The following is a 14,756-nucleotide window of genomic DNA, read 5'->3' as shown; positions in this document are numbered from 1 at the left end:
GATATTAATATAAAAAGCGGTTGCTTGAATTTATGTAAGCAACCGCTTTTTATGGGTTATTGAAAAGGATAAATAGTTTTACCTGTAATAATTTTATATGCACTGCAAAATTGCGTTTGTATATATTCTGTATTTTCATTTTCTGGATGTAATGTTGTTTCATGGAGAGTAGAATGAAAAGCCCGTAGTAAACAATTTAGGGCGAAGTATAACTCCTCTTGTGAACAATTTTGTTCTTTTGTAGAAGTAGCTAAAATGAGGTCTTTTGTCAAAGATGAAAAATTGATGGTGGATTGTTTCATAGTTAACTCATCCTCTCGAAACTATTTTTATCATGTATATGCAGAATTGGACAAACTATGTTCTTTTTATATATAATTTCATGTACCAAAATGAAAGAACTTGCAATCATGCCGTTAAAATTGGTAAGATTGGGTATAATCAATAGATGGAGTATATTACATAAAGAGAGTTGAATGATATGGGAGAAGTGCAACGTGAAAAAGTTGCTGTCATCATTGGACCAACTGCTGTTGGAAAGACAAAGTTAAGTATCGATCTTGCTAAAGCGTTGAACGGTGAAATTATTAGTGGTGATTCCATGCAGATCTATCGAACGATGGATATTGGAACTGCAAAGGTAACAAAAGCAGAGATGGACGGAATTCCACATTATATGGTCGATATAAAAAATCCGGAAGATTCATTTTCTGTCGCGGAATTTCAAGAACGTGTTCGCAAGCATATTCGAGAAATTACAGAACGTGGTAAATTACCAATTATAGTTGGTGGGACCGGTCTTTATATACAATCTGTTTTATTCGATTATCAGTTTACAGATGATGCTGGTGATGTGATATACCGAGAGCAAATGGAAAAGTTAGCTTTAGAACGCGGTGTGGAATATGTACATAAAAAATTGCAAGAAGTAGATCCAGAAAGTGCGGAGCGTATTCATGCAAATAATGCACGACGTGTCATTCGGGCGTTAGAAATTTTCCACACGACGGGTGAAAAAATGAGTGACCAAATTGAGAAACAAGAAAAAGAGTTACTCTATGATGTTTCATTAATTGGCTTGACAATGGATCGAGAAATGCTATACGATCGCATTAACTTACGAGTGGATTTGATGATGGAACAAGGCCTATTAGAGGAAGTAGAAGGGCTGTATAATAGAGGGATACGAGATTGTCAATCTATTCAAGCGATTGGATATAAAGAAATCTATGATTATTTTGAGAATCGAGCCTCTTTAGAAGATGCGGTATCACAATTAAAGACGAATTCGCGTCGTTATGCAAGACGTCAATTAACGTGGTTCCGTAATAAAATGGACGTCACGTGGTTTGATGTTACAGACGGTGAAAAAACGTCAGAAATTTTACGATACATAGAAGGAAAGTTACAAGTAAAGTCGAATAATAGTAAGTAGAGAAAAAGAGGAGGATTCGACATGAAGCAATCAATCAATATTCAAGATCAGTTTTTAAATCAACTCCGTAAAGAAAATACGTTTGTTACGCTGTACTTATTAAATGGTTTCCAGCTTCGTGGACTAATTAAAGGATTTGATAATTTTACAGTCCTGCTGGAAACAGAAGGTAAGCAACAGCTTATTTATAAACATGCAATTTCTACATTTGTACCACAAAAAAATGTTTCAATTGAATTAGAATAGTAATGAATTATTGTACATAACAAAAAAGAGCGAGTTTCCTCGCTCTTTTTTTATTTGTCATAAACAATATATAGTGAAATTTAAGCGATTCTAAATACAGTAAGGCGGATGTTAGTATTTCCTGTTGCAGGGATCGTAATCTCATTAAGAGTAGATTGGACAGAGATTCTTGCATCAGCTGCTAATGTTTCGATTGTAGTAAATGAAAGTGAGTCGCCTATTAAATTTGAAGAGAAATTATCAGTTGCGACTGCCCCATTAATTGAAATGCCTACTCCAAGAGGAGCGCATCCTGGCGCAGTTGTAGAAATAGATACGCTAATTACATAAATACCACCGTTGACAACTGTAACTGTATCTGTGCCATTAAAGATAATATTGTTTACGTTAATTGCAGTATTGAAAATAAAGTTATTAAATTGTAGTACTGTTTGTTGAATATTGTTTGTTACAACAATTGTTGCTACAGGGAAACTAGGTCCAGTAGGCCCAGTAGGTCCGGTAACTCCTATACCAGTCGCGCCCGTTGGCCCTTGAACACCTTGAGGTCCAGTGGCACCGGTAGCACCCGTGTTACCTTGAACACCTTGAGGTCCAGTGGCACCGATAGCACCCGTGTTACCTTGAACACCTTGAGGTCCAGTAGCGCCAGTAGCACCCGTGTTACCTTGAGGTCCCTGAGGTCCAGTAGGTCCCTGAGGCCCACCAGAAGGTCCGGTAGGTCCAGTAACTCCTATACCAGTAGCGCCCGTTGGCCCTTGAATACCCTGAGGTCCAGTGGCACCGGTAGCACCCGTGTTACCTTGAACACCTTGAGGTCCAGTAGCACCCGTGTTACCTTGAACACCTTGAGGTCCAGTAGCGCCAGTAGCGCCAGTGTTACCTTGAGCACCTTGAGGTCCAGTAGCACCGGTAGCCCCCGTGTTACCTTGAACACCTTGAGGTCCAGTAGCGCCAGTAGCACCCGTGTTACCTTGAACACCTTGAGGTCCAGTAGCGCCAGTGTTACCTTGAGCACCTTGAGGTCCAGTAGCGCCAGTAGCGCCAGTAGCACCAGCAGGTCCTTGAGTACCTTGAGGTCCAGTGGCACCGGTAGCCCCCGTGTTACCTTGAACACCTTGAGGTCCAGTGGCACCGGTAGCCCCCGTGTTACCTTGAACACCTTGAGGTCCAGTGGCACCGGTAGCACCGGCAGGTCCTTGAGCACCTTGAGGTCCAGTAGCGCCAGTAGCACCTGTGTTACCTTGAACACCTTGAGGTCCAGTGGCACCGGTAGCACCGGCAGGTCCTTGAGCACCTTGAGGTCCAGTAGCGCCAGTAGCACCTGTGTTACCTTGAACACCTTGAGGTCCAGTAGCGCCAGTAGCACCAGCAGGTCCTTGAGTACCTTGAGGTCCAGTGGCACCGGTAGCACCGGCAGGTCCTTGAGCACCTTGAGGTCCAGTAGCGCCAGTAGCACCTGTGTTACCTTGAACACCTTGAGGTCCAGTGGCACCGGTAGCCCCCGTCTTACCTTGACGACCTTGAGGTCCAGTGGCACCGGTAGCACCGGCAGGTCCTTGAGCACCTTGAGGTCCAGTAGCGCCAGTAGCACCTGTGTTACCTTGAACACCTTGAGGTCCAGTGGCACCGGTAGCCCCCGTGTTACCTTGAACACCTTGAGGTCCAGTGGCACCAGTAGCCCCCGTGTTACCTTGAACACCTTGAGGTCCAGTGGCACCAGTAGCCCCCGTGTTACCTTGAGCACCTTGAGGTCCAGTAGCGCCAGTAGCACCAGCAGGTCCTTGAGTACCTTGAGGTCCAGTGGCACCAGTAGCCCCCGTGTTACCTTGAACACCTTGAGGTCCAGTGGCACCGGTAGCACCCGTGTTACCTTGAACACCTTGAGGTCCAGTAGCGCCAGTAGCACCCGTGTTACCTTGAGCACCTTGAGGTCCAGTGGCACCGGTAGCACCCGTGTTACCTTGAACACCTTGAGGTCCAGTAGCGCCAGTAGCACCCGTGTTACCTTGAGCACCTTGAGGTCCAGTGGCACCGGTAGCCCCCGTGTTACCTTGAGCACCTTGAGGTCCAGTAGCGCCAGTAGCACCGGTAGCACCTTGAGGTCCAGTGGCACCGGTAGCACCCGTGTTACCTTGAACACCTTGAGGTCCAGTAGCGCCAGTAGCACCCGTGTTACCTTGAGCACCTTGAGGTCCAGTGGCACCGGTAGCCCCCGTGTTACCTTGAACACCTTGAGGTCCAGTGGCACCGGTAGCACCCGTGTTACCTTGAACACCTTGAGGTCCAGTAGCGCCAGTAGCACCCGTGTTACCTTGAGCACCTTGAGGTCCAGTGGCACCGGTAGCCCCCGTGTTACCTTGAACACCTTGAGGTCCAGTGGCACCGGTAGCACCCGTGTTACCTTGAACACCTTGAGGTCCAGTGGCACCGGTAGCACCGGCAGGTCCTTGAGCACCTTGAGGTCCAGTAGCGCCAGTAGCACCTGTGTTACCTTGAACACCTTGAGGTCCAGTAGCGCCAGTAGCACCAGTAGGTCCTTGAGTACCTTGAGGTCCAGTGGCACCAGTAGCACCGGCACGTCCTTGAGCACCTTGAGGTCCAGTGGCACCGGTAGCCCCCGTGTTTCCTTGAACACCTTGAGGTCCAGTGGCACCGGTAGCACCGGCAGGTCCTTGAGCACCTTGAGGTCCAGTAGCGCCAGTAGCACCTGTGTTACCTTGAACACCTTGAGGTCCAGTAGCGCCAGTAGCCCCCGTGTTACCTTGAACACCTTGAGGTCCAGTGGCACCAGTAGCACCTGTGTTACCTTGAGGCCCCTGAGGTCCAGTAGGTCCAGGAGGCCCGCCAGAAGGTCCGGTAGGTCCGGTAACTCCTATACCAGTAGCGCCAGTGGCACCGGTAGCCCCCGTGTTACCTTGAATACCTTGAGGTCCAGTGGCACCAGTAGCGCCCGTGTTACCTTGAGCACCTTGAGGTCCAGTGGCACCGGTAGCCCCCGTGTTACCTTGAATACCTTGAGACCCAGTGGCACCAGTAGCGCCCGTGTTACCTTGAGCACCTTGAGGTCCAGTGGCACCGGTAGCACCTGTGTTACCTTGAGGTCCCTGAGATCCAGTGGCGCCAGTAGCCCCCGCGGGTCCTTGAGCGCCCGTATTGCCGGTAGCGCCTGTGTTGCCTTGAGGTCCCTGAGGTCCAGTGGCACCAGTAGCCCCAGTAGCCCCCGCAGGTCCTTGAGCGCCCGTATTGCCGGTAGCGCCTGTGTTGCCTTGAGGTCCCTGAGGTCCAGTGGCACCAGTAGCCCCAGTAGCCCCCGCAGGTCCTTGAGCGCCCGTATTGCCGGTAGCGCCTGTGTTGCCTTGGGGTCCCTGAGGTCCCTGAGGTCCAGTGGCACCAGTAGCGCCTGCTGGTCCAGTAGGTCCGGTAGGTCCTTGGATGAACGAAGCAGAATTAACTAGAGCAGTTTGTAATGCTGCTATTAATTTAAGGAGCTCTTGAAGTGTGCAAGGGTCAATTCGGAATAATTTTGTAATGTATAGTAAATAGTTAATGAGATTTTGAAGCTCAATAAATACAGCGCTTGCTACAAAGGTTGGATTTCTTAATATAGTTATTAAGTTTTTAATAATAGCTAACCCTTGTGCTTTCAGGGAGGAAGTAGCGTCTAGTGAACAAATAAATTTACTTAGTAGGTTCAATGTATCGATTAGATCTTCAATATTTTGGGGAGATGGATTGGCGAAAAGTTTTGGGATTATTTTTGTTAAGTCAATAATAATCGCACGAAATGTTCTAAGTTGAGCTTTAGTAATTGGGATTGATGGAGTATTTGGGATTCGTCCGGCGCTACTTGGAAAGCATGGTTTGGAGAATTTGTTTTGATTGTCGTTATAACGAGACATTAAATCTCTCCTTTCTCACGAAAATGTGAACGAAACTCATCATAGTAGATGCAGAAATTAGTTAAATGGTCATAGTAAAATCGTTTGTTTAAAGAAAAAATAGAAAAAACACCTTACAATAAGGCGTTTTTTCTATTTTCTGCGTATTGATAATATCGCTTTAATGAAATTTTTGATTTGAATCCAGCGAGTTTTATAATTTCTGATTCAGGAGTTTCTTTTTTTATTAAGTTTAAAATATAGGTGTTACGAAAATGTTGTCCTGAAATTCCTTTACGTAAATTGGCTCTAGCCACTTCGAGGCGAATCATTTTTTGTATAGCAATTTCCGTTAATGCCTTTGGTGCATCATTTTCATATACCCACCTGTATGTTCCGCGGTTAAAATCGAATGCGACAAATAATGGATCATCACTATGGTATTTAGGGCGAACTGGTTCTGGGATGCTTTTGTAATAATTATATAGTTGTTTTTTGTCTTCTTTTGCTAATGTAATTGTTCTTTCTACACCTGCGGTTGCTGGGATTGACAATGTGTTAGTTTCAAAGTGAACGTGATGCATTGTTAATGCTGTAAGTTCCTGTAAGGATAAACCGTAGTCGATCAATAGATTTAAAATAGCGATATTGCGAGCCATTAATAAAGGGCGCACAGGAAGTTGTTTTTCTGAAAGTCCTTCTAATGAAGTGACTATATACTTTAATCTTTTTTCTTCATCAGGTGAAATGAAATCTTCGTTACGAAGTGTACGGTCTGGTTGAATGGATATTTCCATATTCTTCAATGGATTAGGGATGTTTAGAAAATGATGCATTCTATTTAGTACAATAAATACACGATGCATCGTTTTTTCTGAGTAATGTCGATTCGTTTTTAAATCGGAAAAGTAATCTTCGTAGTCTTTTGTACAAAGTGTAGCCCATATATTACTGGAAGGGAGCTTTTTGTTTTTTTCTAACCAATGTCCGAAGTCTTCAACGTCATAAACATAACGTTTAATAGTTGAGGGTTTTCGGCCTTTATTCAATAAAAAAATAGAAAAGGCTTGTATTGTATCATGGAATTCCGTTGTCTCCATAGTCCCACCACCTTAATTATTTCTTATATTATAGCAAACTTTTCTGAAAATAGGCATTTACAAGGGGGACAGGAATAATAATATTTGGTGAGTGGATAAAATGAGGTGATTGTATGGAACAATCGATGCGAAAGAAAAACAACAATCAAATTAATATTGTGTTAAACCATCGAAAGAAAATTTCTTTGCCAGCCGCAGAAAATAAAACGGTAATTTCAAATGAAACTGCAATTAAACATGAAATGCTGCAGAGAATTGAAGAAGAGATGGGGAAGCTTGTTGGGATGGATGATATAAAAAAGATAATAAAAGAAATATATGCTTGGATTTATGTGAATAAAAAAAGACAAGAGAAGGGATTGAAGTCTGAGAAGCAAGTACTTCATATGCTGTTTAAAGGGAATCCGGGTACAGGGAAGACAACTGTTGCTAGAATGATAGGAAAATTGCTGTTTGAGATGAATATTCTATCAAAAGGGCACTTGGTTGAAGCTGAACGTGCTGATCTTGTAGGAGAGTACATCGGCCATACAGCTCAAAAAACAAGAGATTTAATAAAAAAAGCAATGGGAGGTATTTTGTTTATTGATGAGGCGTATTCTTTAGCTCGAGGAGGAGAGAAGGATTTTGGAAAAGAAGCAATTGATACGCTTGTAAAACATATGGAAGATAAACAACATGGTTTTGTATTGATTTTAGCTGGATATTCAAGAGAAATGAATCACTTTCTTTCATTAAATCCAGGGCTGCAATCTCGTTTTCCATTTATTATTGAATTTGCGGATTACTCGGTAAATCAGCTATTGGAAATTGGGAAGAGAATGTATGAAGATCGTGAATATCAGTTATCAAAAGAAGCTGAATGGAAATTTAGGGATCATTTACATGCGGTGAAGTATTCGTCGCAAATTACATCGTTTAGTAATGGGCGGTATGTACGGAATATTGTTGAAAAATCAATTCGTACACAGGCGATGCGGTTGTTGCAAGAAGATGCATATGATAAAAATGATTTAATTGGAATATCGAGTATGGATTTGATGCTCGAAGAGGAGACGCACAGTACATAAACTGTGCGTCGATTTCTGTGTATAAGTTCGTTTACTCTTTTTTGGCTTTTTCTTGGTGTGTTTTATGGAAGTGTTCCATTTTAGCGCTCTTGTCGTGTGCTGAATTAGGATCGTGTCCAAATTGATTTACTGAGCTTTTTTGAGCTCCTTTATTAACGTGGTTTGTCATTTGTATTCACCTCACTTTAAAAATTAGTATAAACATTATATAAAGAAAAAATCGTTAGAAAAGAAAAACCTCTTTACGATATGTAAAGAGGTTAGAGTGCTATTTATGCATTGAACGTTCTTTCGTTTCGATACGTCTGTGCGGTAAATGCCATTTGTAATGAATAGAAACCATGCGGAAGCAAACAATTAAAATGAATAGAATGTAAAGAGCCCAATCGCTAACAATAATTTGAGCTCCAATTAAGAAACCTGCTAAAATTGTCCAAAAGGCATATACTTCAGCTCGAAGAACGAGAGGTTTTCTGCGGGCTAAAAGATCGCGAATGATACCGCCGCCGATACCAGTTAAAACAGCTGCTACAATTGTGGCGCTAATTGGTAAATTTAATTTTTGGGCATATAATGCTCCTTGTACAGCAAATGCCGATAAGCCAATAGCGTCAGTGATATTTTCCCACTTTTTCCAATGTCTAATTAACTTATTTGGAAAAAGAAAAATAATAGTCATTGATAAAAGTGCGATTTGGAATAACATGTCTTGTTGCCAAAACGCGACAATCGGATAACCGATTAATAAATTACGAAGGGCACCTCCCCCAAATGCGGTTGCCATTCCTAAAATATACACCCCGAAAATATCATAATCCTCTTCCATTGCAACAATGGCTCCGCTTAGTGCGAAAGCGATTGTGCCTATGATGCTAAAAATCTCCCATGCCATGAATTTTCTCCCCCGCTAACTAGATGAAATGTGCTTCCTCTGCTATTATATTAGAAGGTTTAAATTTCGAAAAGGATGAGTGAACATATTTGATGGAAGAAAAAGAAAAAGTCATATTAGTAGGCTGTCAATTGCCACAAGATGATGATGAAAAATTTATGCATTCCATGAAAGAGCTTGCATCACTAGCGAAGACTGCACGAGCAGAATTGTTAGTGTCAACAACGCAAAAACGACCAAAGTTTCATCCGGCAACTTACATAGGTAAAGGGAAATTAGAAGAGCTTACAATGTTAACTGAAGAGTTAGAGCCGGATGTTATTGTATTTAATAATGAATTAACGCCGAGTCAAATTCGGAATTTATCCTCAGTATTAGATGCGAGAGTAATTGATCGAACGCAACTAATACTGGATATTTTTGCGCAACGTGCGAAGTCGAGGGAAGGTAAGCTTCAAGTAGAATTAGCTCAGTTGCAATATACAATGCCGCGTCTTATGGGGCAAGGATTGTCCTTATCACGTCTTGGTGGTGGTATTGGAACAAGAGGACCGGGTGAGACGAAATTAGAGACGGATCGTCGTCATATTCGATTGCGTATTGATGAAATAAAGAAACAACTTGCAGTTGTTGTGGAACATCGAAAAAGATATCGTGAGAGAAGAAAAGATAATAAAGTATTTCAAGTGTCATTAATAGGGTATACAAATGCAGGGAAATCGACACTGTTTAATAGATTAACGGAAGCTGATACGTTTGAAGAAAACCTTCTGTTTGCAACATTAGACCCAACGACAAGGAAGATGCCGTTACCTTCTGGTTATACAGTATTACTAACTGATACTGTTGGTTTTATACAAGATTTACCCACTTCATTAATCGCTGCATTTCGTTCAACACTGGAAGAAGCGGGGGAAGCAGATGTCATTTTACATGTAGTTGATTCCGCGGATCCTAACTACATAGGGCATGAAAAAACAGTAAAAAGATTATTATCAGAACTTGAAATTAACCATATTCCTGTTATTACGTTATATAATAAAAAAGATGAATTACATCAAAACTTTATTCCGTTTCCGAAAAGTGATTTCTTAATGACTAGTGCTTTTGAAGAAAGTGATTTATTGCGTATAAAAGAAGCGATAGAAACGAAGATGAAGAAAGAAATGGATCGTTATCGAGTGGAAATCCCTCCGAGTGAAGGTAAGTTGTTAACGCTTTTAAAGACGGAAACTCTATTAGCAAAGATGGAGTTTCTAGAAGATAAATTTGTATATGATTGTGCAGGGTATATTTTTGCTCATTCATCACTTAATGTGCAATTAAAGAGATTTTTAGTGGAAGAAGGAGACAATAAAAATGTTTGATCGTTTGAAAAATGGAGAAAAAATTGCTCCAATCGTAAAAGAAGTAGAGAGTCAGATTACAGAAGTACATAAACGTGCGGATGAAGTAATTGAAAGCAATCAGTTTCGTGTATTAGAAAGTTTTCGTAAACATAAAATTAGTGACTCGCATTTTATCCCGACAACAGGTTATGGTTATGATGATATTGGCCGTGATACGTTAGAAAAAGTATATGCTGATGTATTTGGGGCGGAAGCTGGACTTGTTCGTCCGCAAATTATTTCAGGTACTCACGCTATCTCTACAGCGTTATTTGGTATTTTACGCCCCGGAGATGAGTTATTGTATATCACTGGGAAACCGTATGATACGTTAGAAGAAATTGTTGGTGTACGTGGGAAAGGTGTAGGTTCATTTAAAGAATATAATATCGGTTACAATGCAGTTCCGCTAACTGAAGCTGGGCTTGTTGATTTTGAGGCTGTTGCAGCAGCGATTCATAATAATACGAAAATGATCGGTATTCAGCGCTCGAAAGGTTATGCTACTCGTCCGTCGTTTACTATTTCTCAAATTAAAGAGATGATCGCGTTTGTTAAAGAAATTAAACCTGATGTTGTTGTGTTTGTAGATAACTGTTATGGCGAGTTTATTGAAGAGCAAGAGCCATGTCATGTTGGTGCAGATTTAATGGCGGGTTCGCTTATTAAAAACCCGGGCGGCGGAATTGTTAAAACTGGTGGTTATATTGTCGGGAAAGAACAGTATGTTGAAGCGTGTGCATATCGTTTAACATCTCCGGGAATTGGCGCTGAAGCTGGAGCGTCTTTATACAGTCTGCAAGAAATGTATCAAGGGTTCTTCTTAGCGCCACATGTTGCAGGACAAGCGCTGAAAGGTGCAATTTTTACAGCTGCGTTTTTAGAAAAGTTAGGAATGAACACGTCACCAGCGTGGAATGCACCAAGAACAGACTTAATTCAATCTGTTCAATTTGATGATAAAGACCGTATGATTGCCTTCTGCCAAGCGATTCAATATGCATCTCCAATTAATTCGCATTTTACTCCGTATGCAAACTATATGCCAGGTTATGAAGATGATGTAATTATGGCTGCGGGAACATTTATTCAAGGTGCAAGTATTGAATTGTCTGCTGATGGTCCAATTAGACCGCCATATGTTGCGTATGTGCAAGGTGGCTTAACGTATTCGCATGTTAAAATTGCGATTTGTTCTGCGATTGACGAATTGATTGAAAAGAATTTATTAACAATTTCTTAAAGGGAAGCTGTCGATTTCGGCAGCTTTTTTCGTATAAAAGTAATGATTTATGCGATTAGAAAAAAGAGTGAAAAAATTCATGAAAAAATTTATAAAAAATCATGTAAGAAAAGCTAACATCTATTGACACTAAACATAACATAGTATAAAATGAGAAGCAGTTAAGGCGAAGGAGGAACTGAAAAATGAAAGAAGATAGACGTTCTGCCCCGCTGTTTCCTATTGGTATTGTTATGGATTTAACACAATTGTCTGCACGTCAAATTCGCTACTATGAAGAGCATAATCTTGTTTCTCCAACCCGTACAAAGGGGAATCGTAGATTATTTTCATTTAACGATGTAGATAAGTTGTTAGAAATTAAAGATTTGTTAGATCAAGGCTTGAATATGGCTGGTATTAAACAAGTGTTACTAATGAAAGAAAATCAAACAGAAGCAGTGAAAGTAAAAGAAGAAACGAAAGAAATTTCAAAAACTGAGCTTCGCAAAATACTTCGAGACGAACTACAACATACAGGTAGATTCAATCGAACTTCATTGCGACAAGGTGACATTTCAAGATTTTTTCACTAAAGATAACTGATTCTGAAGGCGATTAGAGGGACTAAGGAGGAATTTATAATGTCTAGATACACAAAAGAAGATATTTTCCGTTTGGCGAAAGAAGAGAATGTAAAGTATATCCGTTTACAATTTACGGACCTTTTAGGGGTAATTAAAAACGTAGAGATTCCAGTGAGACAATTAACGAAAGCTCTTGATAACAAAATGATGTTTGATGGATCTTCGATTGAAGGTTTCGTACGTATTGAAGAATCTGATATGTATTTATATCCTGATTTAGACACTTGGGTAATTTTCCCTTGGACAGCTGAAAAAGGTAAAGTAGCTCGACTAATCTGTGATATTTACAATGCAGATGGCACTCCATTTGATGGAGACCCACGTAACAACTTAAAACGTGTGTTAAAAGAAATGGAAGCTTTAGGATTTTCAGACTTCAATCTTGGACCAGAGCCAGAATTCTTCCTATTTAAGGTTGATGAAAAAGGAAATCCAACATTAGAACTAAACGATAACGGTGGATACTTCGACCTTGCGCCGATGGATCTAGGGGAAAACTGTCGTCGTGATATCGTTCTTGAACTTGAAGAAATGGGATTTGAAATTGAAGCATCTCACCATGAGGTTGCTCCAGGGCAGCACGAAATTGACTTTAAATATGCAAATGCAATTCGCTCATGTGATGACATTCAAACATTCAAACTTGTTGTAAAAACAATTGCTCGTAAACATGGTCTACATGCAACGTTTATGCCAAAACCACTATACGGTGTGAACGGTTCAGGTATGCACTGTAACTTATCATTATTTAAAAATGGTGAGAACGTATTCTTTGATGCAAACGGTGACTTACAATTAAGTGATGATGCTCGTCACTTCATCGCAGGTATTTTAAAACATGCACCAGCATTTACGGCGATAGCAAACCCAACTGTAAACTCATACAAACGTCTAGTACCTGGATATGAAGCGCCTTGTTACGTAGCATGGTCTGCACAAAACCGTAGCCCGTTAGTGCGTATCCCTGCATCTCGTGGTATTAGTACACGCGTAGAAGTACGTAGTGTTGACCCAGCTGCAAACCCATATTTAGTAATGGCTACATTATTAGCTGCAGGTCTTGATGGAATTAAAAACAAATTAACTCCACCAGCAGCAGTAGATCGTAACATCTATGTAATGACAAAAGAAGAGCGCGAAGAAGCAGGTATTGTTGACTTACCAGCAACATTAGCGCAAGCATTAGTTACATTACAATCTAATGAAGTAGTATGCGGTGCACTAGGAGAACACTTACTTGAGCACTTCATCGAAGCGAAAGAGATTGAGTGGGATATCTTTAGAACGCAAGTTCACCAATGGGAACGCGATCAATATATGTCTCTATACTAAGAGGATTGAACCCTTGATACAACTCGTATCAAGGGTTTTTTAATTCCCAATTATTACACTTTTATGTGGTTATAAAATGAAAAACAGCCACATAAAAGCCACGAATTAATAACAAGTAGTGATATCATAGAAAAACATTATCAGATAAACGTAAGTTTTATATAATTTGTGAAATAAAAAAGCCTTGATACTACGGTATCAGGGCTTTTTTAGTGAAGTTATTGGATATATTAACTACTAGATAATGGATTGTTTTTGGTTATTTTAAATCATGTTACTAAGAAAATCTTTTCAAAAGAATTGATTTTATCTTTTTTTAAATCACTTGTGCTATAACTTAATAATTCTTTACTGCCTGTACAACGCGACCAATGATTTTTACATCTTCAGCTGAAAGGTCGTAAGTTTTTGGTTCGTGGATAGGGTCATTACTCAATGGTATTAAAGTAATGATGCTTCCAGATTTTGAAATCTTTTTCACGGTAGCATCATAACCATTGACTTTTACAACAGCAATTTGTCCGTTTTCAACATAAGGAGTTTCCTCTACTAAAACATAAGAACCATCAGGGAATTCGAGATTCATGCTAGTGCCTTTTACAGTAAGATAAAAATACTTTTTACGCTTGTTTAAAAATGTACTTAGCATGGGTAAATAGCCTTCGATATTTTCTTCAGCGAGTATTGGTGTACCGGCTGCTACAGAACCAATGATAGGAATGTAAATAATGTTTGATTGATCGTTTTGGATGGTTTCATAAATAGAAACTTCTTCTTTAACAGTATTGCCCTCTTGTGTTGCGAGTCTTTCTAAATCATCAGTAGTGATTCCTAATCCCTTACAAACTTTTATGACATTATCAACAGATGCTTTACCAATCCCTCTTGATAACATGGATTGCAGTGTTGTGGGGGGGAGACCTATTTTTTCGGCGAAGGCTCTTTTACTATAGCCAGCTTCTTTTATTAGGCGTGTTACAACCTCTGCTTTTTTCATTACTTTCACCATCTTTCGTATTAAAATGTATACGATATTGCGTATTCCTGTATATATCATAACCTAACTAAATTTGTTAGTAAATAGAACAATATACGAAATTGAGTATTTAAATGCGTTTTTTTGTTGACTAAATACGGAATTGAGTTTATATTTAAATGGAAATGAACGCAATATCGTACAAAAAACAGGTGGTGAGTCAATGTATCCGAATTTGCGTGCAGAGATGGCGAGAAAAAGAATTATGATTACACAAATTTCTTCGCATCTGAAACTTCGCCACGCAACAGTGAGCGACAAAATAAATGGTAAATTTCGTTTTTATTATGATGAAGCTTTTGAAATTAAGAAAACTTTTTTTCCAGAACATAGTTTGGAATATCTTTTTGAATTTGAAGAAAACGAAGCGAATTGAAATCGGAGGAGATTTACTTAAAATGTAATGCTATAAGCGAATTATTGAATGATACTTTAATAAGAGGGTTCATATCAAAGTATTTAATTTAAATTACGATAATTAGTTAATCTGTAAAAAGAAAGTAACGA

14 protein-coding genes are annotated in these 14,756 nt (G+C 40.2%); 8 read left to right on the top strand and 6 right to left on the bottom strand.

The window, feature by feature from the left end; genetic code table 11:
- Positions 1-56: 56 nt before the first annotated feature.
- Positions 57-302 carry a hypothetical protein gene (locus CGQ22_RS25990; protein ID WP_000814428.1) on the bottom strand — a complete coding sequence of 82 codons (246 nt, stop codon included), beginning with the start codon at positions 300-302 and terminating at the stop codon, positions 57-59.
- A 179-nt stretch (positions 303-481) separates the two neighbouring features.
- Between CGQ22_RS25990 and miaA the strand changes: the two genes are divergently transcribed.
- Together miaA and hfq are read left to right on the top strand one after the other, a co-directional pair.
- Complete coding sequence (gene miaA / locus CGQ22_RS25985) at positions 482-1,435, top strand: tRNA (adenosine(37)-N6)-dimethylallyltransferase MiaA (protein WP_089149547.1); 954 nt, start codon at positions 482-484, stop codon at positions 1,433-1,435.
- A 21-nt stretch (positions 1,436-1,456) separates the two neighbouring features.
- On the top strand, positions 1,457-1,681 hold the full coding sequence (gene hfq, locus CGQ22_RS25980; RefSeq protein ID WP_000813896.1) for an RNA chaperone Hfq: 225 nt from the start codon (positions 1,457-1,459) through the stop codon (positions 1,679-1,681).
- A gap of 80 nt (positions 1,682-1,761) precedes the next feature.
- On the opposite strand, the gene CGQ22_RS25975 is transcribed toward hfq, so the two are convergent.
- Together CGQ22_RS25975 and CGQ22_RS25970 are read right to left on the bottom strand one after the other, a co-directional pair.
- Complete coding sequence (locus tag CGQ22_RS25975; protein WP_089149546.1) at positions 1,762-5,583, bottom strand: Gly-Xaa-Xaa repeat protein; 3,822 nt, start codon at positions 5,581-5,583, stop codon at positions 1,762-1,764.
- Between the two features lie 113 nt (positions 5,584-5,696).
- Positions 5,697-6,662, bottom strand: a complete 966-nt coding sequence (locus CGQ22_RS25970; protein ID WP_000450324.1) for a tyrosine-type recombinase/integrase — start codon at positions 6,660-6,662, stop codon at positions 5,697-5,699.
- Positions 6,663-6,775: 113 nt separating this feature from the next.
- Here CGQ22_RS25970 and spoVK point away from each other — a divergent pair, with 113 nt between their 5' ends.
- Positions 6,776-7,732: a stage V sporulation protein K gene (spoVK, locus tag CGQ22_RS25965; RefSeq protein ID WP_000438174.1), complete on the top strand. Its 957-nt coding sequence runs from the start codon at positions 6,776-6,778 to the stop codon at positions 7,730-7,732.
- 31 nt (positions 7,733-7,763) lie between these two features.
- On the opposite strand, the gene CGQ22_RS32180 is transcribed toward spoVK, so the two are convergent.
- Both CGQ22_RS32180 and CGQ22_RS25960 read right to left on the bottom strand, forming a co-directional pair.
- On the bottom strand, positions 7,764-7,901 hold the full coding sequence (locus CGQ22_RS32180; RefSeq protein WP_000181499.1) for a hypothetical protein: 138 nt from the start codon (positions 7,899-7,901) through the stop codon (positions 7,764-7,766).
- Positions 7,902-8,000: 99 nt separating this feature from the next.
- Positions 8,001-8,624: a trimeric intracellular cation channel family protein gene (locus CGQ22_RS25960; protein ID WP_000312267.1), complete on the bottom strand. Its 624-nt coding sequence runs from the start codon at positions 8,622-8,624 to the stop codon at positions 8,001-8,003.
- A gap of 92 nt (positions 8,625-8,716) precedes the next feature.
- Here CGQ22_RS25960 and hflX point away from each other — a divergent pair, with 92 nt between their 5' ends.
- The 4 genes from hflX to glnA all read left to right on the top strand — a co-directional run bounded on the left by hflX (position 8,717) and on the right by glnA (position 13,213).
- Positions 8,717-9,991, top strand: coding sequence for a GTPase HflX (hflX, locus tag CGQ22_RS25955; RefSeq protein WP_139032835.1), 1,275 nt, complete (start codon positions 8,717-8,719; stop codon positions 9,989-9,991).
- Complete coding sequence (locus tag CGQ22_RS25950; protein ID WP_000460290.1) at positions 9,984-11,255, top strand: methionine gamma-lyase family protein; 1,272 nt, start codon at positions 9,984-9,986, stop codon at positions 11,253-11,255. The genes hflX and CGQ22_RS25950 overlap by 8 nt, the downstream gene beginning before the upstream one ends.
- A 185-nt stretch (positions 11,256-11,440) precedes the next feature.
- Positions 11,441-11,830 (top strand): transcriptional repressor GlnR, encoded by a 390-nt coding sequence (gene glnR, locus CGQ22_RS25945; RefSeq protein WP_000656783.1) that lies wholly within the window; start codon positions 11,441-11,443, stop codon positions 11,828-11,830.
- Positions 11,831-11,878: 48 nt separating this feature from the next.
- Positions 11,879-13,213, top strand: a complete 1,335-nt coding sequence (gene glnA, locus CGQ22_RS25940; RefSeq protein ID WP_000092763.1) for a type I glutamate--ammonia ligase — start codon at positions 11,879-11,881, stop codon at positions 13,211-13,213.
- 337 nt (positions 13,214-13,550) lie between these two features.
- Here the strand turns inward: glnA and CGQ22_RS25935 are convergent, their stop codons facing one another.
- The gene (locus tag CGQ22_RS25935; RefSeq protein ID WP_000708857.1) at positions 13,551-14,210 is read right to left on the bottom strand and encodes a LexA family protein; all 660 of its coding nucleotides are present in this window, start codon (positions 14,208-14,210) and stop codon (positions 13,551-13,553) included.
- Positions 14,211-14,412: 202 nt separating this feature from the next.
- Here CGQ22_RS25935 and CGQ22_RS25930 point away from each other — a divergent pair, with 202 nt between their 5' ends.
- A complete protein-coding gene (locus tag CGQ22_RS25930) occupies positions 14,413-14,625 on the top strand; it encodes a hypothetical protein (RefSeq protein WP_000283431.1) in 213 nt (70 codons plus the stop codon).
- Positions 14,626-14,756: the final 131 nt, after the last annotated feature.

The organism is Bacillus sp. M13(2017) (genome assembly GCF_002218325.1).
Taxonomy (GTDB): Bacteria; Bacillota; Bacilli; order Bacillales; family Bacillaceae_G; genus Bacillus_A; species Bacillus_A thuringiensis_K.
The sequence above is the reverse complement of the archived record's forward strand: the minus strand, read 5'-3'. Positions and strand labels throughout refer to the sequence as shown.

Bases quoted from the DNA above. Each gene is read 5' to 3' on its own strand.
- miaA (WP_089149547.1), top strand. From the start codon at position 482: ATGGGAGAAGTGCAACGTGAAAAAGTTGCTGTCATCATTGGACCAACT.
- CGQ22_RS32180 (WP_000181499.1), bottom strand. From the start codon at position 7,901: ATGACAAACCACGTTAATAAAGGAGCTCAAAAAAGCTCAGTAAATCAA.
- CGQ22_RS25950 (WP_000460290.1), top strand. From the start codon at position 9,984: ATGTTTGATCGTTTGAAAAATGGAGAAAAAATTGCTCCAATCGTAAAA.
- CGQ22_RS25960 (WP_000312267.1), bottom strand. From the start codon at position 8,624: ATGGCATGGGAGATTTTTAGCATCATAGGCACAATCGCTTTCGCACTA.
- glnR (WP_000656783.1), top strand. From the start codon at position 11,441: ATGAAAGAAGATAGACGTTCTGCCCCGCTGTTTCCTATTGGTATTGTT.
- spoVK (WP_000438174.1), top strand. From the start codon at position 6,776: ATGGAACAATCGATGCGAAAGAAAAACAACAATCAAATTAATATTGTG.
- CGQ22_RS25930 (WP_000283431.1), top strand. From the start codon at position 14,413: ATGTATCCGAATTTGCGTGCAGAGATGGCGAGAAAAAGAATTATGATT.
- CGQ22_RS25935 (WP_000708857.1), bottom strand. From the start codon at position 14,210: ATGAAAAAAGCAGAGGTTGTAACACGCCTAATAAAAGAAGCTGGCTAT.
- CGQ22_RS25970 (WP_000450324.1), bottom strand. From the start codon at position 6,662: ATGGAGACAACGGAATTCCATGATACAATACAAGCCTTTTCTATTTTT.
- hflX (WP_139032835.1), top strand. From the start codon at position 8,717: ATGGAAGAAAAAGAAAAAGTCATATTAGTAGGCTGTCAATTGCCACAA.
- CGQ22_RS25990 (WP_000814428.1), bottom strand. From the start codon at position 302: ATGAAACAATCCACCATCAATTTTTCATCTTTGACAAAAGACCTCATT.
- CGQ22_RS25975 (WP_089149546.1), bottom strand. From the start codon at position 5,583: ATGTCTCGTTATAACGACAATCAAAACAAATTCTCCAAACCATGCTTT.
- glnA (WP_000092763.1), top strand. From the start codon at position 11,879: ATGTCTAGATACACAAAAGAAGATATTTTCCGTTTGGCGAAAGAAGAG.
- hfq (WP_000813896.1), top strand. From the start codon at position 1,457: ATGAAGCAATCAATCAATATTCAAGATCAGTTTTTAAATCAACTCCGT.